General features: G+C 61.6%; 22 protein-coding genes. 10 read left to right on the top strand and 12 right to left on the bottom strand.

All coding sequences use genetic code 11. The features are described from left to right. Nucleotides 1–53: 53 nt before the first annotated feature. The gene (locus tag ACFX4T_RS20480) at nucleotides 54–2,081 is read right to left on the bottom strand and encodes a rhamnogalacturonan lyase (protein ID WP_377653757.1); all 2,028 of its coding nucleotides are present in this window, start codon (nucleotides 2,079–2,081) and stop codon (nucleotides 54–56) included. Nucleotides 2,082–2,492: 411 nt separating this feature from the next. Here ACFX4T_RS20480 and ACFX4T_RS20475 point away from each other — a divergent pair, with 411 nt between their 5' ends. The 4 genes from ACFX4T_RS20475 to ACFX4T_RS20460 all read left to right on the top strand — a co-directional run bounded on the left by ACFX4T_RS20475 (nucleotide 2,493) and on the right by ACFX4T_RS20460 (nucleotide 5,171). Further along, the gene (locus ACFX4T_RS20475; RefSeq protein WP_377653755.1) at nucleotides 2,493–3,323 is read left to right on the top strand and encodes an oxidoreductase; all 831 of its coding nucleotides are present in this window, start codon (nucleotides 2,493–2,495) and stop codon (nucleotides 3,321–3,323) included. Between the two features lie 179 nt (nucleotides 3,324–3,502). Continuing rightward, entirely contained in the window at nucleotides 3,503–3,673 is a 171-nt protein-coding gene (locus ACFX4T_RS20470; RefSeq protein WP_216926503.1) for a hypothetical protein, read from the top strand. 198 nt (nucleotides 3,674–3,871) lie between these two features. Next, complete coding sequence (locus ACFX4T_RS20465; protein ID WP_377653753.1) at nucleotides 3,872–4,987, top strand: glycosyltransferase; 1,116 nt, start codon at nucleotides 3,872–3,874, stop codon at nucleotides 4,985–4,987. 7 nt (nucleotides 4,988–4,994) lie between these two features. Then, nucleotides 4,995–5,171: a hypothetical protein gene (locus tag ACFX4T_RS20460; protein ID WP_377653751.1), complete on the top strand. Its 177-nt coding sequence runs from the start codon at nucleotides 4,995–4,997 to the stop codon at nucleotides 5,169–5,171. A 101-nt stretch (nucleotides 5,172–5,272) separates the two neighbouring features. Here the strand turns inward: ACFX4T_RS20460 and ACFX4T_RS20455 are convergent, their stop codons facing one another. Beyond that, entirely contained in the window at nucleotides 5,273–6,643 is a 1,371-nt protein-coding gene (locus ACFX4T_RS20455; protein ID WP_377653749.1) for a hypothetical protein, read from the bottom strand. Nucleotides 6,644–6,884: 241 nt separating this feature from the next. Between ACFX4T_RS20455 and ACFX4T_RS20450 the strand changes: the two genes are divergently transcribed. Further along, on the top strand, nucleotides 6,885–7,364 hold the full coding sequence (locus ACFX4T_RS20450; RefSeq protein ID WP_377653794.1) for an NUDIX domain-containing protein: 480 nt from the start codon (nucleotides 6,885–6,887) through the stop codon (nucleotides 7,362–7,364). Between the two features lie 20 nt (nucleotides 7,365–7,384). On the opposite strand, the gene ACFX4T_RS20445 is transcribed toward ACFX4T_RS20450, so the two are convergent. Then, entirely contained in the window at nucleotides 7,385–8,164 is a 780-nt protein-coding gene (locus tag ACFX4T_RS20445; protein WP_377653747.1) for an alpha/beta fold hydrolase, read from the bottom strand. Nucleotides 8,165–8,255: 91 nt separating this feature from the next. Between ACFX4T_RS20445 and ACFX4T_RS20440 the strand changes: the two genes are divergently transcribed. Then, nucleotides 8,256–8,828, top strand: a complete 573-nt coding sequence (locus tag ACFX4T_RS20440) for an MOSC domain-containing protein (protein WP_377653745.1) — start codon at nucleotides 8,256–8,258, stop codon at nucleotides 8,826–8,828. Between the two features lie 117 nt (nucleotides 8,829–8,945). Here the strand turns inward: ACFX4T_RS20440 and ACFX4T_RS20435 are convergent, their stop codons facing one another. The 5 genes from ACFX4T_RS20435 to ACFX4T_RS20415 form a co-directional block, all read right to left on the bottom strand. Next, nucleotides 8,946–10,919: an ABC transporter ATP-binding protein gene (locus ACFX4T_RS20435; protein ID WP_377653743.1), complete on the bottom strand. Its 1,974-nt coding sequence runs from the start codon at nucleotides 10,917–10,919 to the stop codon at nucleotides 8,946–8,948. After that, nucleotides 10,916–12,649 (bottom strand): ABC transporter ATP-binding protein, encoded by a 1,734-nt coding sequence (locus tag ACFX4T_RS20430; protein WP_216926508.1) that lies wholly within the window; start codon nucleotides 12,647–12,649, stop codon nucleotides 10,916–10,918. The genes ACFX4T_RS20435 and ACFX4T_RS20430 overlap by 4 nt, the downstream gene beginning before the upstream one ends. Before the next feature lie 67 nt (nucleotides 12,650–12,716). Continuing rightward, nucleotides 12,717–13,619, bottom strand: a complete 903-nt coding sequence (locus ACFX4T_RS20425; RefSeq protein WP_377653740.1) for a helix-turn-helix transcriptional regulator — start codon at nucleotides 13,617–13,619, stop codon at nucleotides 12,717–12,719. Nucleotides 13,620–13,734: 115 nt separating this feature from the next. Further along, nucleotides 13,735–14,439 carry an AAA family ATPase gene (locus tag ACFX4T_RS20420; RefSeq protein ID WP_377653738.1) on the bottom strand — a complete coding sequence of 235 codons (705 nt, stop codon included), beginning with the start codon at nucleotides 14,437–14,439 and terminating at the stop codon, nucleotides 13,735–13,737. Between the two features lie 9 nt (nucleotides 14,440–14,448). Beyond that, nucleotides 14,449–15,126 (bottom strand): FMN-dependent NADH-azoreductase, encoded by a 678-nt coding sequence (locus ACFX4T_RS20415; RefSeq protein ID WP_216926511.1) that lies wholly within the window; start codon nucleotides 15,124–15,126, stop codon nucleotides 14,449–14,451. A gap of 166 nt (nucleotides 15,127–15,292) precedes the next feature. Between ACFX4T_RS20415 and ACFX4T_RS20410 the strand changes: the two genes are divergently transcribed. From ACFX4T_RS20410 to ACFX4T_RS20400, 3 genes are all read left to right on the top strand, one after another. Continuing rightward, nucleotides 15,293–15,961 (top strand): HAD family hydrolase, encoded by a 669-nt coding sequence (locus ACFX4T_RS20410; RefSeq protein WP_377653736.1) that lies wholly within the window; start codon nucleotides 15,293–15,295, stop codon nucleotides 15,959–15,961. Nucleotides 15,962–16,041: 80 nt separating this feature from the next. Beyond that, the gene (locus ACFX4T_RS20405) at nucleotides 16,042–16,449 is read left to right on the top strand and encodes a helix-turn-helix domain-containing protein (protein ID WP_216926513.1); all 408 of its coding nucleotides are present in this window, start codon (nucleotides 16,042–16,044) and stop codon (nucleotides 16,447–16,449) included. Between the two features lie 4 nt (nucleotides 16,450–16,453). Next, the gene (locus tag ACFX4T_RS20400; RefSeq protein WP_377653734.1) at nucleotides 16,454–17,068 is read left to right on the top strand and encodes a thioesterase II family protein; all 615 of its coding nucleotides are present in this window, start codon (nucleotides 16,454–16,456) and stop codon (nucleotides 17,066–17,068) included. Nucleotides 17,069–17,157: 89 nt separating this feature from the next. On the opposite strand, the gene ACFX4T_RS20395 is transcribed toward ACFX4T_RS20400, so the two are convergent. From ACFX4T_RS20395 to ACFX4T_RS20380, 4 genes are all read right to left on the bottom strand, one after another. Beyond that, complete coding sequence (locus ACFX4T_RS20395; protein WP_216926515.1) at nucleotides 17,158–17,769, bottom strand: flavodoxin family protein; 612 nt, start codon at nucleotides 17,767–17,769, stop codon at nucleotides 17,158–17,160. Nucleotides 17,770–17,814: 45 nt separating this feature from the next. Continuing rightward, nucleotides 17,815–18,060, bottom strand: coding sequence for an acyl carrier protein (locus tag ACFX4T_RS20390; RefSeq protein WP_223946904.1), 246 nt, complete (start codon nucleotides 18,058–18,060; stop codon nucleotides 17,815–17,817). 90 nt (nucleotides 18,061–18,150) lie between these two features. Continuing rightward, nucleotides 18,151–19,125: a beta-ketoacyl-ACP synthase III gene (locus tag ACFX4T_RS20385; protein ID WP_377653731.1), complete on the bottom strand. Its 975-nt coding sequence runs from the start codon at nucleotides 19,123–19,125 to the stop codon at nucleotides 18,151–18,153. Further along, nucleotides 19,122–20,159: an AvrD family protein gene (locus ACFX4T_RS20380; RefSeq protein WP_377653729.1), complete on the bottom strand. Its 1,038-nt coding sequence runs from the start codon at nucleotides 20,157–20,159 to the stop codon at nucleotides 19,122–19,124. Before ACFX4T_RS20380 ends, ACFX4T_RS20385 begins: the two co-directional genes overlap by 4 nt. A 173-nt stretch (nucleotides 20,160–20,332) precedes the next feature. On the opposite strand from ACFX4T_RS20380, the gene ACFX4T_RS20375 reads away from it, so the two are divergent. Then, on the top strand, nucleotides 20,333–21,169 hold the full coding sequence (locus ACFX4T_RS20375; protein WP_377653727.1) for an alpha/beta fold hydrolase: 837 nt from the start codon (nucleotides 20,333–20,335) through the stop codon (nucleotides 21,167–21,169). Nucleotides 21,170–21,173: the final 4 nt, after the last annotated feature.

Below are 21,173 nucleotides of genomic sequence, written 5' to 3'. Positions count from 1 at the left end.
CCACGATCCGGGCGGCACTCCTGTTAAGGCGACGCTCCTCTGAATTCGCGCCGCTACTTCTGGCCGGAATAGACGACGGCGGGCAACGCCGGAGTCTGCATACCCTCGCCGATGTAGAAGCTCGGGTGCGGCGGCTGGTTGTACGCCACGTTTTCCCGGGCAACGGCAGTGCGGTACACGGTGTCGTGCATCAACGTCCGCAAGCGGACCTCAGTTGGAGCCGTGGTGGTGTAGATGCGCAGTTCGGTGCTGTCCGTGGACGGCCAGGCGATCTCTTCACGCCAGTCTCCCAGGATGTCCGCCTGGATGGACGGGTTTCCCTTCGTGGTGTTGTTGCTGCGGGCGCCGTCAGCCGTCAGCAGTCGGTCGCTCTGCTCGGTTTCCCAATTCCATTTAGAGATGGTGGGAACGCCACGGGATACCGTTGCGTCGTAGTCGTGGTCCACAATCTCCCTGAGGAGATCGCCATCCCACCAAGCCAGGAAGTTCGCGGCAGGAATCTTCTCCGCGATCAGCTCTCCCTTGGCGGACATCAACTGGCCCACGGGTGAATCCCATGCAGCGGTGCCGCCGATCGCCCAGCCCTCGGCACCGGCATAGCGGGGATCGATATCTCCAGCCGCACCCCGTCCAGTGTCCTTGATGGCCGGGATGCTCCAGAGGACTTCACCCGTGGCAGCGTCACGGAAGGTGGCACCCCGGTTTCCGCTCTGGCTCATGCTCTCGTGGACTGCGAATGTCTCCAGTCCGGGGCGCGAGGGATCAAGGTCGCCGGTATGGATCGCATCGCCGTGACCCAGTTTGGTGTTGTAGAGCGGCTGACCGTTGTCATCGATGGTCATGGAGCCAAAGACGAACTCATCCTTGCCATCCTGGTCCACGTCAGCCACGGAGAGGTTGTGGTTGCCCTGCCCCTTGTACTCGTCACCGGCCAGGTTGGAATCGAAGGTCCACCGTTTCACAAGCTTCCCAGCCACAAGGTCGTACGTCACCAGGACAGTGCGGGTGTAGTAGCCGCGGCTAAACATCATGGAGGGGTGTTCGCCGTCGAGATACGCCACGCCAGCAAGGAACCGGTCCACGCGGTTGCCGTAGTTGTCGCCCCAGCTGGAAACAGTGCCGCGCTCAGGCTCGTAAGCGACCGTATCCATGGTGGTTCCCGTCTCACCCCTGAAGACCGTCAGGAATTCCGGACCGGACAGAACATATCCAGCGCTGTTGCGGAAGTCGGCGTCGGCGTTTCCGATCACGGTGCCGGCCGCGTCGCGGGTGCCGTCTGCTGTTTTGAACGAGACCTCGGCCTTGCCGTCGCCATCGAAATCGTAGGCCAGCACCTGTGTGTAGTGGGCGCCGGCGCGGATGTTGCGTCCGAGGTCGATGCGCCACAGCTTGGTGCCGTCCAGCTTGTAGGCGTCGACGTAAACGTTGCCTGTGTAGCCGGACTGCGAGTTGTCCTTGGCGTTGGACGGCGCCCACGTCTGGATGACCTCATACTTGCCGTCGCCGTCGAGATCGGCCACCGTTGCATCGTTGGCCGAGTACGTGTAGGCCTTGCCGTCCGGAGTCACGCCGTCGGCGGGCTTATCGAGCTTGATGGCCAGGTAGTTCTGCGCCAGCGGCGTGACCGCTTCAGTCAACTTGTCCTGACGTTGGCCATTTCCTACCGTCTTGATGACGTAGCGGGACGCCGCCGTTCCGTCCGGATCCACAAACATGGTGGCGTTCCGGATGGGCTCCTCGGTGATATTAACGCCGTCACGCAGCACCTGGAAACCGATGCTGTCCGCGTCCAGGCCGAGCATGCGCCAGCTCACGGTTACGCCTTGGTCGGTCAAGACCGCAACAGGTGCGCGGTCCAGGTTTTCGACCTGCCGCTTAAGCGTCTGGGTGGCCTTTTCGGCAGGCACGACGCCGGGGAGGCCGGCTTGCGTCGACACGTCGGCTTGGGCAGGGGTTGCTTGGGCGGGAGCTGCTTGCGCCAACGGGACTCCGGTCAAGGCGATAGCTGCCGCGACCAGGGAAGCCGAGGCCGCCAGTGGGACCGCCCGACGGGCACTGGCACTGCGAAAGGAACACTTCATGGGGTAAACCAAGGACATCTCCTTTGATGTTGGGCGACAGTGGATCTGCCGCCCTAGATTTTGGAACGTTTCACTCACTGACAAAGCGCCTGTCTTCCTAATTGAAGTGGGGTGAGAAAACGCTTTCCGCCTAAAGGTTTACCAGTGAAAAAACAGATCAGTCAAGAGTTTGACAGAACTTGAATTGTCCAGGACTCCGCTGGTTCCTGACCTTCTTTGCCGCCCACAGGCACCGAATCCAACGGATTGGAGTTGTTTTTGAGGCCGTCGAGCTTCGAAGATGGTCAAGGCCATACGCCCTTCATATGCATCACGATGTGGGAGGCACTGCGGGTACCCCGAAACAGCGGCACTCCCACAGCAGCAAGGAGTAGCGTTCCAATGGAGTGGTCCACCCTCGAAAGGAACATCATGACTACCTGGCTCATCACTGGCTGCTCCACCGGACTCGGCCGCGCGCTGGCCCAAGCCGTGCTAGCGCGGGGCGATAAGGCCGTCGTCACCGCGCGCGACGTCTCCAAACTGCAGGATCTAACCACTGAATTTCCGACGACGGCCCTTGCCTTGGCCCTGGATGTCACCGAACAGTCGCAGGTAGACGCCGCCGTGCAACAGGCCGAGGACCGGTTTGGCGCGGTGGACGTCCTGGTCAACAATGCCGGTTACGGTTACCGCGCAGCCATTGAAGAAGGCGACGACGGCGACGTCCGGGCGCTGTTCGACACCAACGTTTTTGGTCCGGTCGCCATGATCAAGGCCGTCCTGCCAGGCATGCGCTCCCGCCGATCCGGTGCGATCGTGAATATTTCCTCCATCGGCGCCCGGATCTGCCCGCCCGGTTCCGGGTATTACTCAGCGTCGAAGGCTGCGCTGGAGGGCCTGTCCGGCTCGTTGCAGAAGGAACTGAAGCCTTTGGGGATCTCCGTGACAGTGGTAGAGCCCGGTGCGTTCCGTACCGACTTTGCCGGGCGTTCGCTCACCCAGTCGGCGCAGGCAATTGAGGACTACGCCGAGACGGCCGGCAAGCGCCGCAAGGAAAATGACACCATGCACGGCACTCAGCCCGGCGACCCGGGCAAAGCAGCAGAGGTGATCATCGCCGCCGTCGAAGCAGCCGAGACGCCCGCCTTCCTGCTGCTGGGTGCAGATGCCGCCTACGCTTACGGTGCGGTGGAGGAAGCCCAGCGGGCCGAGGTGGATCATTGGCGCGAGCAGAGCGTCAGCACGGGTTACACGGAGTAACGTCCAACGTGTAATCGGTCACACTTGGCCGGATTAGCTTGTCAATCGCGGTGGGCAGCATGAACCATGAATGAGGGAATTCGTTCCCATACAAGCTGAATCAGCAATCCTCACCGACGAGGATGCGGCCCCTGCGAAGAAGCTTGGGGCTGTTAACGGCCTGAGTGAAAGTACTGACAATGACGACACATACTGACTCCATCACGCTGAAAATCTGGGACAAGTCGGCAATCGACCACACCATCGACGCCGCCATCCGGGATCTTTCCCCCCGCGCCGCTGCAGAAAACTGCGGCATCGCAGTAACGCTCAGCGGACCGAAAACCTTCACCGTTAGCCTGAGCCGCTAAGCAGCTCAAACTCAACGCAAGAGGACGACGCCGGGACCTCCCGGCGTCGTCCTCTTGCGTTTTCTGCGTCGTGACGCCGTCAGGGAACTCCTGATCAAACCTTGAGACTTCCTTGATGCTTTGCGCGCAGGTTTCTTGCGTTTGCGTTGGAACTCTAAGTGAAACACCACTTCAAGGTTCGAACGGAGGGATCCCAGCATGCAAAGGGGCGTCAATTCAGAGACAACTGCTCCACCACGAGGATCCCACCGCGCCCCCGGTGGTGTGGTCACGGTTCTGGTCCCGGCACACAACGAATCCGCTGGCATTACCGAAACGCTTATCTCGCTGAACATCCAGACCAAACGTCCGGATCGTGTGATCGTGGTGGCCGATAACTGCACTGACGATACTGAACAACTCGCTTTGGCCCAGGGCGTCGAAGTCTTCCGCACAGTTGGCAACAAGGATAAGAAGGCCGGTGCCCTGAACTTCGCCCTGGGGCGGCTTCTTCCCGGAGCGGATCCCGAAGACCTGGTTCTGGTGCAGGACGCCGATTCGCAGCTGGCCCCGGACTTCATCGAAAATGCCACCAGCAACCTCCTCAAGGACGAACTGCTGGGCGCCGTGGGCGGAGTGTTCAGCGGTGGACCCGGAGGCGGATTCGTAGGTCACCTGCAGCGAAATGAGTACGCCCGCTACGCGCGGGATGTTAAGCGCCTCCATGGCAGATGCCTGGTAGTCACCGGGACTGCCGCGCTATTCCGCATTAAAACCCTTGGGGACGTCGTCGCAGCACGATTGAACGGTACGCTTCCTCCCGGAAACGGCGAGGGCGGCGTCTACGATACCTCGGTGCTGACCGAAGACAACGAATTGTCCTTCGCACTCCTCACCCTCGGATACCGCATAGCTTCTCCATCAAACTGCACGCTGGTCACCGAAGTCATGCCCACGTGGCGGGAACTATGGTCCCAGCGGCTCCGCTGGAAGCGCGGAGCCGTGGAGAACTGCGTGCAGTACGGGTGGACCAAAGTAACCAGGGCCTACTGGGGACGTCAGTTCCTCTCCATGCTCGGCGTCCTGGTGACCCTGGCCTATCTCGGATCCATCGTTTTTGCCCTGACCACTGGAATGGGGCTGAATCTCCACCCATTCTGGCTCGCCGTCACCTGCATCTTCGTCCTGGAACGCATAGTAACCCTGCGTTTCCGGGGCTGGAGGTACATGTTGCTTGCCGCAACCATGTACGAAACCGTCATCGACGTTTTCCTCCAGGCAGTCCATGCCAAGGCCTACCTGGACGCCGCATTCAACAGAAAGAAAGTTTGGTAAACGACTCATGTACAACAACCCAGCAGGATCCGTAGGCGCAGCAATCGTAGGAGGGGCCGGCTCCGGCACTCTTGCCATGACCGGCGCCGGGGACCTCTTCTGGTTCGCACTGGCCGCTTTCGCGATGTTGGCCCTTGGCCTGGCCATCAAGAGGATCGTCCCGGTCCGCGCGCAGGCTAACTAGCGCTTAAGAGAAACCAGCACGCCCAGCAAACCCGCAGTTGTGTCGGATCACGCCCCCAGCGCGACACAACCGCGGGTTTGTTGTCTTAACCCACCGTTCCCTTAACTTACGAGTGCCGTGTTGGCGGAATACTTGGATACCGACGTGTACCCGGCCTTCGTTCCTGTAACCCGCACCCGCATGGTGTCGCCTTGGTCGGCGCCCACTAGAACGTAGGTCTTGGCTGTTGCCCCGGTGATCGCCACACCGGAGCGGTACCACTGGTACGTCAGAGTGGTGCCCGAGGTCCACGTCCCTGGGTTGACCGTCAGCGTGGAACCAACAGTGAGAGTGCCCGTGATCGTGGGAGTAGGTGCAAGCAGCGTACCGGCCACCACGGCAGCTGTGGGCGCCGATTCCTTGGTGGTAGTTGCGTAGCCGGCTTTGGTGCCTGTAACCCTGACGGTCAGCGTGGCACCCTGATCCGCGGCTGCAAGGACCCGCGTGGCGGCCGTTGCGCCAGCGATTGCCGTGCCGTTCTTGAACCACTGATAAGTCAATGCAATTCCGGTGGTCCACGCGCCTGGATTGGCAGTCAGTGTTGATCCAACTGCCGCCGTTCCGGTGATAGTGGGTGTTGGGGCCGTCAACGGGATGCCCGGGACAAATGAGAAATCACGGATGGTGACGGATTCAGGTGCCACATGGGCAGCATCACCGCCACCACCTCCGGTAACCCAGAGGTTGAAGTGGATCTGTTCCTTGGCCGGAAGTGGAACTGTTGAGCCCTGCAGGACCGTCCGCTTCAGTAACGTTCCTCCATAGCCTTCGCCGGCAAACGTCTCGAAGGTGAGCTTGCCCGGTTCCCAGACCATCCGGTGTGTGAGGATCGGGGCGTTGGTGACACCGAACGTGACAGTGTTGTTGCCCTGCCCAGGAGGCAGTGTGGCGTCAAACCAATAGCCATGGCCTTGGGTGACAGGCCAGTTCTGGCCATAGGCAGCTCCGCCTCCCCAAGCGGACGCCTCACAGAGGTCGATCTCCGTGTAACCAGGTTCGGCCGCCGGGTCATAGGTGAAGAGGCAACCCCAGACTACTTCCTTCTGTAGCGCGCTCACGTCCTTTTCCACAGTGGTGCTGTACGTTCCGTAGCCGAATCCCTCACGCGTGGACTGGAACTCTGCACCCTTGGGAGCCGAGCCGGTTGGGTTGGTGATGGACAGTTTGACGTACCCGTTGGCGTCCGGGTTGCTCACGTTGTTGGCGTCCCAGCTCGCGTTGTACATCGGGGCCCCACCCCAGAAGCGCTTCTGCCAGTTGAAACCCTTCCAGGCGAAGCTGCCCACAGGGCCAGGATCCTCGGCCATGGGAGTTGTATCGGCCGCCTGTGATGAGCCTGCTCCAGTGAGCATTGAGAAACCCACCGCCAACACGACGGCCAAACCTGCTGCTTTAATTCGCCCATGCGGAATGAGCCCTCTTGACCATGCCATAGCCGTGCCTCCATTGATGCGCCCAGACTCGTCGCCGGCAAAAACCGACGACCGCAAAGACGTTCCACCCCCACGAGGAACGTGCAGTTCCTCGATTATCAAGTAGACGTGGGTCCTTAGGAAGGGAATTGAAGAACCAAAATGGGCGATATGCCATCAATTGGATAACGGTGGCCTGCCCGGGAGTAATCTTGGCTTTGTCCGTTCATTTCGCGTTCAAATTATGACGTGGGGAGGTCACATCACGATTCGCAGCGCTGGAATCCTGCTTTACCGGCAAGGTTCCACTGGAGAGTTGGAACTTTGGATTGCCCACATGGGTGGACCTTTTTGGGCGCATAAGGACGAGCACGCATGGTCAATTCCCAAGGGTGAATTCCTTGAGGACGAAGACCCACTGATTGCTGCCCGCCGCGAATTCACCGAGGAAATCGGGACTCCACCGCCATCTGGCGCCTACGAGCTCCTGGGGGTTTTCAAACAGCCCTCCGGCAAACTCATCACTGCCTTCGTTGCAGAAGCGGATTCCTTCCAGCCCGATGAGATTGTCAGCAACACCTTTCCCATGGAATGGCCCAAGGGTTCGGGCGCCATCAAAGAATTTCCGGAGATAGACGATGCCCGTTGGTTTGAAGAAGCCACAGCCCGGACCAAGCTCGTCAAAGGACAACTGCCCATTGTGGACGCTTTGGTCCGGCACCTAAGCGGGAAAGACCTTTAGAACCTCCGGCCGGGTGGGAATTAGGCGCCCTTTTTGGTAACGAACTGCCGAATCCAGTCAATGGTCTCCGGGTGGTCCAGGTGCAGGCCATGTCCCGCGCCGGGAACCTTTACAAGCACCGAACGGCGGATGTGCTCACGGAGCAGGACGGCGTTGGGTAACGGCGTAAGGGCATCCTCGGTGCCATGAATTATCAGAGTTGGGGCATTGATATCGCCGAGCCGGCTCCATGCATCGTGCTCACGACTGGCCTTGAAATGCCGCGCCTTGGCCCAAGCGGAAGCGTGGGAAGTGAAGAACGTGTGCGTGGCCTCTGGATTGTTGTGAGCCCAGTCCTCATCAAAGAAGAGCGGTACCAAGCGGTTCCTATCCCCGCTGACGAGGGCCTGCATGGCAACCTTGTCGGCCTCCGTACCCTCACCTGGCCACTTGCCTCCACTAGTGGCGGCCAAGACCAGCGTCCGTACTTTCTCCGGGTAGTCAATGGCCAACCACTGCGCCACACGTCCGCCCATGGAGTGGCCGTACACGTGTGCTAAATCAACGCCCGCCGCCTTGAGAACCTCGGCAGCATCCCCCGCCATCAGCCTGGTAGTGTAACGCGCGGCGTCACCCTTGCTGCTGCGGCCAATGCCCCGGTGATCGAAGCGGATGACGCGGTAGGAGCGGGACAGAAGCTTCGCCGTCGGGCCCCAACCGTCCATGGCGGTCGCTTGGCCGGCAATCAACAGCATTGGTTCGCCGTCGCCTTCGGACGTCCAGGCGAGTTCAGCGCCATCAGAAGCCACGGCAAAGTTCACCGTGCCACTGTATCGTCGGGGGCGGCGTTAGCGCTGTGGCGTACGGCATAAGGAGCTGCCGTTCGAAGCGTAGAGGCATTAGCGTTGAATAATGACCCCTGAGTACAGGTACGACGTCGAGGTGCTGCATCTCCTGGTTTCGCCGGCGCACGCCTATTTTGGCCGTGCGCGGGAAGGCGCCGCGGACGTTCCAACCACCGATGCGGAACAGGCAGAACTTGTGGCCGGCAAGGGCATCGTGGGTGACAGGTTCTTCGGCAAAGCCGCGCACGTGGATGCGGCGGTGACCTTGTTCGCGGTGGAGGCGCTCGAGTCGATTGCCTCGGAACTGGATGCGGAGCCGTTCGATCCCTTGCTAACGCGGCGAAATGTTGTGCTCCGTGGGGCCGAGTTGGCTCCCTTGCTGGGGCATGAGTTCACTCTGGAGTCCGGCGGGGGTTCCGTGTGCCTGAAGGCAGGGAGGCCCGCCCACCCGTGCGCCTGGATGGACCAGATGCTGGCACCCGGTGCCCACAGAGCAATGCGCGGCAGGGGCGGGGTGCGTTGCCAGGTGATCTCCGGAGGATTGCTGAACCGGGGGCCGGCTGTATTGGTGAGTGCCGTGCCGCTGGACCCTTCCCGGGCGGGCGAGGCAACGGTGCTGCGGCCCTCGCGGCTACCCTAAGCGTGACTTCCCGACCCTCTTTGGAAGGCAGGAAGCCCAAATACAACCCCGTCAGGTTGAAAAACGCCCGCCGGCACGCCAAACAAGGTCAGGAAGCAACAGCCCAAAACCGAAGGCTCACACCTCTTCAGCCGCCGGCGCCGCAAACTGCGCCTCGTAGAGCCGTGAGTACGCCCCGCCCGTAGCAAGCAGCTCAGCGTGTGTCCCCTGTTCCACGATCTGCCCGGATTCCATGACCAGGATGAGATCGGCGTCGCGGATTGTGGAGAGCCGGTGTGCGATGACGAAGCTGGTGCGGTCCGAGCGCAGCGCATTCATCGCTTTCTGCACCAGAACCTCGGTACGGGTATCCACCGAGCTGGTAGCTTCATCGAGGATCAGCACAGACGGGCGGGACAAGAAGGCGCGGGCGATGGTGAGCAGCTGCTTCTCACCGGCAGAGACGTTGCCGCCTTCGTCGTCTAGCACGGTGTCGTAGCCCTCGGGAAGGGAGCGGACGAACCGGTCCACGTAGGTGGCCTGGGCAGCTTCAAGGATCTCGGGTTCGGAAGCGGTGGGCCGACCATAGGCGATGTTGTCGCGGATGGTCCCGCCGAACAGCCACGTATCCTGCAGGACCATGCCCATCCGCGAGCGCAGTTCCTGCCGTGACATGGTCGCGATGTCCACGCCGTCGAGGGTTATGCGCCCTGCGTCCAGCTCGTAGAAGCGCATCATGAGGTTCACCAGGGTGGTCTTGCCGGCACCTGTTGGCCCAACGATTGCAATGCTTTGACCGGGCTCGGCCACCAGGCTGAGGTCCGTAATAAGTGGTTTGTCGGGCAGGTACCGGAAGGACACATTCTCGAACACGAGCCGCCCACGTGCTGCGCCCCTGGCCTCGCTGGAAACAGGTTCCGGGGATTCTTCTTCCTCATCCAGGAGGTCGAACACGCGTTCGGCCGAGGCAACGCCGGATTGGAGCATGTTGGCCATGGATCCCAGTTGCGCCAAGGGCATGGTGAATTGCCGTGAGTATTGGATGAAGGCCTGCACGTCACCCAATTGCATCGCTCCAGACGCCACTTGCAGACCGCCCACCACAGCGATGCCCACGTACACCAGGTTTCCGATGAACGTCATGGCCGGCATGATCAGCCCGCTCACGAACTGTGCCCCGAAGCTTGCCTGGTACAGCTCACTGTTCTTGGCGCGGAACTTCGCTTGGACTTCGTTTTGCCGGCCGAAGACCTTCACGAGTGCGTGACCGGTGTACGTTTCCTCAATCTGCCCGTTGAGCTCCCCGGTGTTTTTCCATTGCGCGACGAACAGTTTCTGCGAGCGCTTGGCAATCACCAGGGTGGTTCCCAAGGTGAGCGGTATGGTGACCAACGCGATGATGGCCAGCAGGGGCGAGAGCAGGAACATCATCACGAGCACGCCCAGCACGGTCAGCAGCGAGGACACCACCTGGCTAATGGATTGCTGCAGGCTTTGGGAGATATTGTCGACGTCGTTCGTCACCCGGCTGAGCAGCTCACCACGCTGGATGGAATCGAAATACCGCAAGGGAAGCCGATGGATTTTCGCTTCGATCCGCTCGCGGAGGCGATACACGGTCCGCTGGACGACGCCGTTGAGCACGTACGCCTGCATCCAACCGAACGCTGAGGCCAGGACATACAGCGCCAGCACCCAGAGCAGCACGGAGGAAAGGGCACCGAAGTCGATGCCGACGCCGGGTGTCAGGTTCATGGCGCTCAGCATGTCGGCTTTGTTGTTCTCGCCGGCGGCGCGCAGGCCAGCAACCACTTGGGCTTTGGAAACCCCTGCGGGCAGTTGTTTGGACACGACGCCGGCAAAGATGAGGTTGGTTCCTTCGCCGAGCAGCCTGGGCCCGATGACGGACAAGGTCACACTGAACACCGCGAAAACCAGAACCAGCGTCAGCCAGAACCGCTCAGGCCGCAACGTGCCCAGGAGCCGCCGGGCCGAGGCACCGAAGTTGGAGGCCTTCTCCGCCGGAATGCTCATTCCAGCGAAAGGACCACCACGTCCGGGCCCCATCGGTGGGCGCTGCGGCCCGCGTTGACCAGCTGTCATGGCGCTCATGCCGCCTCCTCCGCCGCTAGCTGGGAGGACACGATTTCCCTGTACGTTTCGGAAATCTCCAACAGCTCGTCATGCGTTCCCTGCCCAACGATCCTGCCGTCGTCGAGCACTAATATCTGGTCCGCGTCCGCGATGCTGGAGACGCGCTGGGCGATGATCACCAGCGTGGCACCGTTGGTGTGGTGTTTCAGGGCTTGCCGCAGGCGGGCGTCGGTAGCGGTGTCCAGCGACGAGAATGAATCGTCGAAAATGTAGAGCTCCGGCTGTTTCACCAGTGCCCGCGCAATGGCCAGGCGTTGCCGTTGCCCACCGGAAACGTTGGTGCCGCCCTGGGAGATGGGTGCATCCAATCCACCTTCCATCTCTTCAACAAAGTCCCGCGCCTGGGCCACTGAGAGGGCCTGCCACAGTTCGTCGTCGCTGGCGTCGGGTTTGCCGTATTGAAGGTTGCTGCGAACAGTGCCGGAGAACAGATATGGCCGTTGCGGCACCAGGCCGATGTGGCCCCACAACAGGTCCGGATGCAGGTCGCGGATGTCCACGCCGTCCATCCGGACCGCTCCCGCAGTGGCGTCGAACAGTCGCGGCATGAGGTTGACCAAGGTGGTCTTCCCGGCACCCGTGCTGCCAATGATTGCCGTGGTCTGGCCGGCCAGGGCGGTGAAGGTGACGCCGCTGAGCACCGGCTGCTCGGCACCCGGGTAGGCGAATTCGACGTCGCGCATTTCGAGTTCGCCACGGCGAATGCCACCGGTAACGGGATTCGACGGCGGCTGGACACTTGAGGCGGTCTCCAGCACCTCCCCGATCCTGTCGGCAGAAACGGACGCGCGCGGGATCATCACGGCCATGAACGTGGCCATCATGACGGACATGAGGATCTGCATGAGGTAGCTGAGGAAGGCGATCAGCGTGCCCACCTGCATGGAACCGTCCTCGATCCGGAAGGAGCCGAACCAGATCACCGCCACACTGGAAATGTTCATCACCAACATGACCACCGGGAACATGAGCGCCATTAAACGGCCGGCCCGCAGCGCTACGTCAGTGACGTCGTCGTTCGCCCTGCCGAACCGGGAAGTCTCCATGTCCTCACGCACGAATGCCCGGACCACGCGGATGCCGGTGAGTTGCTCCCGCAGGACACGGTTGACGGCGTCGATCCGGACCTGCATTTTGCGGAACAGCGGCACCATCCGGGTCACGATCAACCCGACGGCCACCAGCAATACCGGAACGCAGACCGCGATCAGCCAGGACAGTTGGGCGTCCTGCCGCACTGCCATGATGACGCCGCCGATGCTCAGCATGGGCGCCGCAACCATGAGCGTGCAGGACATGAGGACCAGTTGCTGCACCTGCTGGACGTCGTTGGTGGACCGTGTGATCAAGGACGGCGCCCCGAATTTGGTGACTTCCTGCTCGGAGAACTCGCCCACCCTGGCAAAGATGGCATCCCGCAGGTCGCGACCCATTCCCATGGCTGCCTTCGCACCGAAATATACGGCCACCACAGCACAGGCGATCTGCAACAGCGTGATCAGCAACATGAGGCCACCCATGCGCAGGATGTAATCTGTATCGCCCGTGGCAACGCCGTTATCGATGATGTCCGCGTTTAGCGTAGGGAGGTACAGCGACGCTATGGACTGCGCCAATTGAAAAACGACGACGGCAACGAGCAACCGCTGGTGCGGCTTCAGGAACCGAACGAGAACCTTCCAAAGCATGGGGACTCCGAACCAAGGTAGTGAACCGAAGGCCAGTTTACGTCTGGTTGCTGTGGGCAACTAGAGGTCATACGACTGCTTTCCTACCCAGTCCCAGCAGGGCTGACTGGGTCCCGGTTCCACTCTTGGGCAGGTACGTGAAAAAGCGAAGCGCAGGGAACTGGGGGACGCCCAAAACCATGGGAGCGAAACTGAGGCGGCCCACAGCTGGGTGGTCGTATACGACATCCACATGGTACGAATCGCTTACCACTTGGCGTTGCCACAACTCCTTGAAAGCCTCCGATACCTCGCAAAGGTGCCGTGCCATGGCATCGAAGCGGTGATCGTCTGGGAACTTGGCTGATTGCGCACGGAACTGCGCCACCATGGAGCGGGCCATCATCTCCTTGTGCACGTGGGGCCGGGCGAGCTCGGGATCCGTGAAGAAGCGTTGGAGGCAGCTTTCACCCACGCGGGTATCAAAGGTTTCCGCGGCCGTGGAATTCATGGCCACGACGCTCCAGAAAGGGTCAGCGACATAGCTGGGATTCGCCATGGCATCCACCAGTTGCTGCAGCAGAGCGAGCTGGGCATCGCCTACGCCGAAGGTGTGACCGGTGGCCTGTCCCAAGGCCGGACCGCCGGCCGCGCTGTCCATGTTGCCGGAGAGGCCCGAACGACGCCCGGACGCGAGCCGCCGGACATACGTCCGATCCTCAGGGCTAAGCCGCAGTGCGTTCGAAATAGCATCGAGGATTTCCTCCGAGGCGCCAATGGCCCGCCCTTGCTCCAGCCACGTGTACCAGGAGACGCCAACATTGGCCAGGACGGCCACCTCTTCGCGCCTGAGTCCGGGAGTCCGGCGTCGTGGGCTGACTGGTAACCCGACATCCTGGGGACGGGTCTGCTCGCGGCGGGTGCGGAAGAACTCGCCAAGGCGGGCGTGGTTGGAGCGGGCTTGATAGGAAAGAGGCTGGTCGGTAGGCAATGGGGTCTCCAGTAAAAGACGAGCGTCCGGCCGAACCTCGCGGTGACGCGGGGTCGGCCGGACGAACCGGTGAGCAGGATCCAAGCGGATGTTTCCTTGTTACTGCAGGAGCCGATTACTGCAGGACCCGCTCCCGTTCGGAGCGCACGTCCAACTGTGCGTATTCCTCGGCTGCCAGGCGTGTAGCATCCTCGGGGCTCATGCGCGGCTGGAGGTTGAACAGGGAAGCAATCTTCTGGAGGCGTTCCTCCACGGAACCTGACACAACGTGGAAGGGGATGCCCAACTCGTCCATGGTGCGCTGCAGGATCTCATCCGACATGTTCCGGAATTGATCGTTGACCGGGCGGTGTCCATCAGCAGAGAGCGGAAGCTCGTTCTTCAGGTGCACGAACACATCGAAGGAGTTCTTGACGTGCCTCTTGAAGCTGTTGCCCAGGCTGGTCATCACCTCTTCGAAGAATGCGAGTTCCGGAGTCTTCTCCACGCTCTCCCCCGCCGCCAGGTGCGCTGAGGCACTGGGGTTCAGTCCCAAGGAAACCCGGACGGACCCGTAGATCCATTCTTGCAGCGAGGAACCGTCCGAGATGAATCCATCGGAGAGCTTGTCCTCGTACACGGCACGCTCCACATGACGGGTCACGATCATCTGGATGAGCTCCGCCGCAGTGCATTCCTCGAGGGTCTTGCCAGGTGCGGCCTCAGGCAGGATTTCGCGCATGGTCCTTGCCTTGGTGCGGGGCAACCCCGTGTAGTGGGACAAGGCCATCGACGTAAACGTCTTGCCCGAGGAATAGGTACCCGAAATGCCGATGCGCACAGGGAGCTCCTAGTCGTTGACGAGCTGGAGAGTACCCGCGGCGCTGAGCTTGCCGGCGAACTCGATTGCAGCGTCGCTCAGGTCCGCTTCTGCAACCTGGCGGGTGCCATCGACGTCGCCGTTGAGGACGGTGGGAGCGAAGCGGACGTGGGTTGCGTCCTCGATGCCCACAAAGTTAAGCCAGTCGGCGAAGAAGGTGCTGCTGAAGTCGGAGCCGAAAGCGGCCGGAACACCCGGGGCGTAGACACCGCTGGTGTGGATCGCGAGGGCCTGCTTGCCTTCCATGAGGCCGCGATAACCCTGCTCCGGGTCAAAGCCGAAGCTCCAACCGGGCTGGGTGATGATGTCGATCCACTGCTTCAGCACGTAGGGGACACCCGAGTTCCACATGGGGATGTTGAAGACGTAGGCATCGGCTGCAGCGAACTGGTCGAACACAGCGCGGGCGGATTCCCAAGCAGCAACCTGCTCAGGAGTCTGGTCCTGGCCGGTGAAAACGGCCATCTTTGCAGCGGCCGCGATCCGACCGAAAACAGGCAACGCACCGTCGTCGAACAAGTTCAGGGTCTCCAGTTCAAAGCTCTCCGGACCGGCAGCCTGGACGGAATCGATGAAGTGCCGGGCCAACCGCAGGGAGTCGCTGTTGGCGTATCGCGGGGAGGCGTTGATGTGGAGGATGGTAGGCATTGGCTTCCTTTCGAGGCTTTGCTTCGGGGACGCTTTGTGCCCCGTATTCGATCCTCACGGACATCGCATCAGAGCGTAAGAACGCACTTTTTTGTGCCTAGGGCACCTCAAAGTGCCCTCCCCGGGAAGGCTTCCAAATGTTGGTGGAGTCCCTAGGATTCTTCCTGTGGAAGAATCCGGAAGCCCCATAGCGGGCCACAGCAGCGGCACGTCCCAGGCCGTGTACACCGACATCGACGGCACCGTCACCGCTTACAACACCATCTTCGAGTTCCTCCGCTTCGATGCCGGCAACTCCCGCAAAGCCGAAGCGGAGGAGTTCCTTGAGGGCCTGCGGGCCGCAGCCAGGAACGGCGTACCAAGATCCGTGACGAACGCCCGGTACTTCAGCTGGTGGCGGGGCCGCCGCGTGGGCGACGTCCAGGAACTCGGCGAGCGCTGGGCCGATGTCCAGGCCGGGTCACCCGACGACTGGTCCTTCCTCGAACCGGTTGCTTCTCTCTTGGACGATCACGCTGCGGCGGGCCGGCGACTCGTGGCGGTCACGGCGTCGTTCGAACCTGCTTTGCTACATGTTCGACTGCGGTGGCCGAACCTAGAGCTGCTGTGTACACGTCCACTCCTTGCCGGAGATAGCTACACAGGGGAAATTGAGGGAGCCCTGGTGGGCGAAGCCAAAGCCCAGGCGGTCCTGACCCATGCCGCTGAACATGGCGTGGACCTCAGCGCGAGCTTCGCGTATGGCGACCATAGCTCGGATCTGCAGTTCATGGCTTTGGCTGGCCAGTCGCTGCTGGTCACCACGATGCCTCAGCCTGCCGTGGTTGCCGGTTAGGTTTCAGCGTTTACGTCACTGTCATTGCCCCCAAGTATGCTGAGGACAACAGTCCATTTGATGGGGAAAGTATTGGGGATATGACTCTCACGGCTGAACAGAAACGCCAGACGGCCCGGAAGCACTACAACGCTTCCCTGGACCTTTGCCCGGCCCGGCAACTGTTGGAGGCCATCAGCAGCAAGTGGGTCACGCTGGTGATGCTGGCTCTGGAAGACGGGCAGCAACGCCATAGCGATCTCCGCAAGCGCATACCCGGAGCGAGCCAGAAAATGCTGACCTCCACGCTGCGCTCACTGGAACGTGACGGCCTGGTGTTGCGGCATGTGACTGTTTCCGTACCCGTGCGGACGGACTACGAACTGACTCCACGCGGCCGTTCCCTGCTGCGGATCATCTTCGAGATGAAGGAATGGGCCGAGGAACACATGGATGACGTCGCGGCCTCCCGCATGGAGCACGACCGCCACCGGCTCACTTTCAACTAATACTGTGCATTTGTTTTGCCTGCATCATGCGGGCGGAACCACGGCGAGTTTCGCGGGCTGGCGTTTCGCTGACGTCCAGGTCACCAAATTCAGCTACAGGGGCAGGAACTTTCCGTCTATTGCTGCCGCTGCCGAGTCACTCGCCGAACGGATAGGCACGTCACCGTCTCCGCAGCTCGCTCTTTACGGGCACAGCATGGGTGCTGTTCTTGCTTTCGAGATTGCGCTGCTGCTTCAGGACACCGGACGCCTTGCGCATGTTTTCCTCGCCGCCGCGCGACCGCCGTCGGGAAGGCACGACGTCGGTGCTGTCGCGGCGGCCGCTGTCAGCGGGCAAGCCCTGTCCGAGCGGGCCCAGGAGGTCTTGTTGGAGGACCTGGAATTGTTGGCGCAGTACCCTGGCCGGCCTGCAAACATGCAGCTCACGGTACCGGCCACGGTTCTCTTCAGCTCGGACGATCCCGTTGTTCCCGCGTCAGAGTCCCGCCGCTGGGTGGAGTGGTGTGCACAGGAGCCCAGGCTCCTTGATGTTACCGTCGGCGGCCACCTGTTCCACCTCAGCAACCCTGACGTAAAGGAAATCGTGCGAAGGACGCTGTCCCTCAAGGCCAGTGTGTGAAAGTCAGCCCTGCCGTTGCCATGGAAAAAAGCCTGGCGACACCCAAACGTGGGTGTCGCCAGGCCTTTTACGGAGCGTGGATCCGCTTTTCAGGCGCCCGCGCTGACGAGTTCCCTGTCCATCGCGATCTTGCCCGTGGTGAAAATGGCGGTGATCTCAGCAACCCGCCTGCCAAGGTGCTGGGCGGTGGCAATGTCTGCGGGGTGGACGCCTTCCACGCCGACGTCCGAGAAGGTTTGGGCCGCGGCGCCGTTGAAGTAACCGAAGCGGTTGAGATCGTTTTCGCTGCCCTTGGTGCTCTTCCATCCCGGAAGCAGGCCCAGGTTGATCCAGTTCATGCCGTGCTGGGCTGCGAAAGTGGAGAAATAGTCCAGCGTGGAGTTCTTGTCACCGGCCTTGCAAGCGGCATTGGTAAAGCCTGCCCCCAGCTTGTTGTGCCACTTCTGCACGGCCCATCGGCCTGCGGTCTTCTCGGCGAACGCATGAAAGGCCGATGGCGCCGTGCCCATATAGGTAGGGGCGCCGAAAATGATGGCGTCTGCCTGATCGATGAAATCCCAGGATTCCTGGGTCAGCTCATCCACGCGCAGGAGAGCCGTTGTGGCTCCGGTGGCGGCGGCAGCGGAAACCACTGCGTCCGCCAGGACCTTGGTGTGGCCCGAGCCTGAATAATAAACAACTGCAATCGCCGGATTGGCCATGGTGTCCTTACTTTGTGGTCTCTGCGTCTACTTGTAATGGTGTGACTAGATGGCGGGCTGCAGGGCCAGCTTTTCCGTGACCATGCTGGCTGCGGCGCGGGCGCTGCCTGCCTCGGTGAGCTCGAATTCGTCCACGCGAACACCGAATTTGTTGCTAAGGATCACGGCGGCTTCAACAAGCGACAGTGAATCGATGTCAAGGTCGGCGAACGAGTCGTCCGGTCCCATGTGGCCGAGCTCGTCCATGGTGGACCCAATCGCCCCAACGACGTCCATAGCTGTAATTTCCATTTGCTTCCCCCTTTTACAAGTGGCCCGGGTTAGCCGGCGCCACGGTGGTCCTGCACGGCACCCCCGGCCTGCAGGAATCGGTGTCCGGCCCTAGTGCGGGTCGACAACCGAGATCGATGGCCATGTCATGGCAATGGCTCCCCAGGTGGTCCCTCCGCCAAAGGCAGTCAGGACCACCTTGTCGCCAGGACTCCTGTGGCCTTTGGTTCCAGCGTCGGTCATGGCCAACGGGATGGATGCGGCTGAGGTATTGCCCACCCTGTCCAAGTGGACCTCCGCCTTGGATGCCGGAATGCCGGTCACCGAAGCAACGGTGTTCAGGATCCGGAGGTTCGCTTGGTGGGCAATCAAGGAGTCCACATCGCCGGCAGCCCAACCAGCACTTGCGAGCACTGTTTCCACAGAATCGGACATCGCTGCGACTGCCTGCGTGAACACCTCCTTGCCCTGCATCTCAAAAAATGAACCGGGACCTTCCGGCACGTGGATAAGCGTTTCGCCTTCGCCATCGGAGTGCAGCGTTGAGGCCTTGATGGCTCCGGGTTCCTCTGCTGTTCCAGCAGACAGGTAGGCTGCGCCCGCTCCGTCCCCGAAGATCACCGAGGTGGTCCGGTCCGTCGGATCGAGCAGGCGGGTAAAGGTGTCCGCGCCGATTACGAGTGCCGAGTCCACGGATCCCGAACGGATAGCCCAGGTGGCCGTGGTCAGGGCATAGACAAATCCGGAGCAGACCGCGGAAACGTCGAATGCAGCGATGCCCTTCAAACCCAGATTCGCCGCCACCTTGGGTGCGGTGGCCGGGCAGACCTTGTCCGGCGTCGAGGTGGCCACAATCAAGAGCCCGGCCGAATCGACGCCGGCACTGGCCAGGGCGCGCCGGCCCGCCATGGTGGCCAGGACGCTGGTGCTTTCCGTTTCGTCGGAGTGGCGGCGTTCGGCGATGCCTGTCCTGCGCCTGATCCATTCGTCCGAGGTGTCCATGACAGCAGACAGGTGCTCGTTGGTGACCACTTTCCTAGGTAGTGCTCCGCCCAGTCCCCGGACAACGGCGGATGCCGCACTCATTTCTTATCCCCCACGGAAGCACTTGCTGCCGCAACATGGGACGGCAATCGGTGGGCAACGCTGCAAACTACTTCGCCGCCGTCGAACGTTCCTACGACATCAGCGAGGCGCCACCATCCGCCGTCCTTTTGGATCGACCGGCTCTTCTGCAGCTCCACTGCAAGGCCAGTCTCCTGCCCGCCCCCATTCTTCGGGCAGGAGCCGTTGAGTGTGATGCGGGTTTTGCGCATCCACAAGGTGTTGCTGTCCGCGCGGTTCATGGAATCGAGCCGGTACAGGAGAACCTGCCCCAGCTGCAGCGAGGCAACAAAGTACTCGACGGCGGATAGTGCCTGCGGGTAGGCGGCCTCCAGCCCGCGGCGGTCATCGAGGCCTCGGGATAGTGGGGTCTGCTGGTGGAACGAGAGCTGCGCGCGGGCCGTTCCTTCACCGGGATCCAGAACGACGTCCAGCAGCGAAACCTGCCGTTCTGCCCACAGGCCACCGTAGAGACGGGTGCTGGCGTCACCCACCAGAGCTTCCTCGGACGGCGATTGCACTGACGCGAGCCCGAGCTCGGCGTGCTCATGGGCCACTTCCAGTACCGCGGTCATGGACGCAACAGAGCAGCGAAGGACCGAAGCGTGTCCCAGGTCCTGCAGCGTCGCCCGGCATTCGAGATCGCCCAGGGTGCCTTCCACAGGCTCGCTGCCACCCGAGATGGTCACCGACGCCAGATAGGCGGCAGGCAGCAGTTCGGGAGAATACCGGCTGGCCAACAAAGCCTCTGCCATCCTGGCAGTCAAAACAAGGACATCCGTGGTGCCAAGGTGTGGGGTTTGCTCCGAGTTCCCCTTGATGGACCACGTACCTTCAACGCCAAGAGCGGCGCGGGCAGTGAGCGTGGATTCGGAGACAGTATGGTTCACGCGGAGGTCCCGGAGATTCGGGTTGGTGGTCTTGTAGCCGTGGCTGAAGAACCGACCCCGACCGTCGCCCAGAAGTTCGTCGATGGACGGGTAATTCTCGATGCTGGGGCGTAGGGCAAGTGGCATGGATGTTCCTAGGATCGTCATCGGCGGTGATCCAAGAATCCATCGTCCAGCCGGCGGCAACCAGTGTCCGTGGATGGTGGTGGTGGGAACACCAGTCTGCGGATGACCCGGCCCGCAGCGGCCACTAGGCTGGAACCGTTCCACCTCAGAACCGCTATGAAGGGACCGAAGTTTTGGCTTACATCACTGTAGGAAACGAAAACAGCACCGAGATCGAGCTCTACTACGAGGACCATGGCACGGGGCAGGCGGTGGTCCTCATCCACGGCTACCCGCTGGATGGTTCATCGTGGGAGAAGCAGACAGCAGCCTTGCTCGACGCCGGCTACCGCGTCATTACCTATGACCGCCGCGGCTTTGGCAAGTCCAGCAAGCCCACGGTCGGCTACGACTACGACACCTTTGCCGCTGATCTGAAGGTCCTCCTGGAAACCCTGGACCTGAACGATGCCGTGCTGGTTGGCTTCTCCATGGGCACCGGCGAGGTTGCACGCTACATCAGCACGTACGGTTCCGCCCGGGTGGCGAAAGCCGTCTTCCTTGGTTCCTTGGAGCCGTTCATGCTGAAGACCGATGACAACCCGGACGGCGTTCCGCAGGATGTCTTCGATGGGCTGTATGAGGCTGCCAAGGCAGACCGCTACGCCTTCTTTACCGACTTCTTCAAGAACTTCTACAACAGCGACACCTTCCTTGGAACAGAACGCCTCAGCCAGGAATCCGTGGACGCCAGCTGGAACCTCGCAAGCCAGGCGGGCGCCTTCGCGTCCGTGGCTGCACAGCCCACCTGGCTGACGGACTTCCGCGCGGACATCCCCAAGATCGATGTTCCGGCTTTGATCGTTCACGGCACCGCGGACAACATCCTCCCCATCGACGTCACAGGGCGGCGCTTCAAGAAGGCACTGCCCAGCGCCGACTACCAGGAGATCGAGGGCGCTCCCCACGGTCTGTTGTGGACGCACGGTGCTGAGGTCAACGAAGCGTTACTGGCCTTCCTCAGGAAGTAGCACC

The organism is Paenarthrobacter sp. YIM B13468 (assembly GCF_042788025.1).
Classification (GTDB): domain Bacteria; phylum Actinomycetota; class Actinomycetes; order Actinomycetales; family Micrococcaceae; genus Arthrobacter; species Arthrobacter aromaticivorans.
Note: the sequence above shows the minus strand (reverse complement) of the source record. Positions and strands in the feature narration are given on the sequence as shown.

Coding starts and splice junctions, on each gene's coding strand:
- ACFX4T_RS20480 (WP_377653757.1), bottom strand. CDS start 2,081: ATGAAGTGTTCCTTTCGCAGTGCCAGTGCCCGTCGGGCGGTCCCACTG.
- ACFX4T_RS20475 (WP_377653755.1), top strand. CDS start 2,493: ATGACTACCTGGCTCATCACTGGCTGCTCCACCGGACTCGGCCGCGCG.
- ACFX4T_RS20470 (WP_216926503.1), top strand. CDS start 3,503: ATGACGACACATACTGACTCCATCACGCTGAAAATCTGGGACAAGTCG.
- ACFX4T_RS20465 (WP_377653753.1), top strand. CDS start 3,872: ATGCAAAGGGGCGTCAATTCAGAGACAACTGCTCCACCACGAGGATCC.
- ACFX4T_RS20460 (WP_377653751.1), top strand. CDS start 4,995: ATGTACAACAACCCAGCAGGATCCGTAGGCGCAGCAATCGTAGGAGGG.
- ACFX4T_RS20455 (WP_377653749.1), bottom strand. CDS start 6,643: ATGGCATGGTCAAGAGGGCTCATTCCGCATGGGCGAATTAAAGCAGCA.
- ACFX4T_RS20440 (WP_377653745.1), top strand. CDS start 8,256: ATGACCCCTGAGTACAGGTACGACGTCGAGGTGCTGCATCTCCTGGTT.
- ACFX4T_RS20435 (WP_377653743.1), bottom strand. CDS start 10,919: ATGAGCGCCATGACAGCTGGTCAACGCGGGCCGCAGCGCCCACCGATG.
- ACFX4T_RS20430 (WP_216926508.1), bottom strand. CDS start 12,649: ATGCTTTGGAAGGTTCTCGTTCGGTTCCTGAAGCCGCACCAGCGGTTG.
- ACFX4T_RS20415 (WP_216926511.1), bottom strand. CDS start 15,126: ATGCCTACCATCCTCCACATCAACGCCTCCCCGCGATACGCCAACAGC.
- ACFX4T_RS20405 (WP_216926513.1), top strand. CDS start 16,042: ATGACTCTCACGGCTGAACAGAAACGCCAGACGGCCCGGAAGCACTAC.
- ACFX4T_RS20395 (WP_216926515.1), bottom strand. CDS start 17,769: ATGGCCAATCCGGCGATTGCAGTTGTTTATTATTCAGGCTCGGGCCAC.
- ACFX4T_RS20390 (WP_223946904.1), bottom strand. CDS start 18,060: ATGGAAATTACAGCTATGGACGTCGTTGGGGCGATTGGGTCCACCATG.
- ACFX4T_RS20385 (WP_377653731.1), bottom strand. CDS start 19,125: ATGAGTGCGGCATCCGCCGTTGTCCGGGGACTGGGCGGAGCACTACCT.
- ACFX4T_RS20380 (WP_377653729.1), bottom strand. CDS start 20,159: ATGCCACTTGCCCTACGCCCCAGCATCGAGAATTACCCGTCCATCGAC.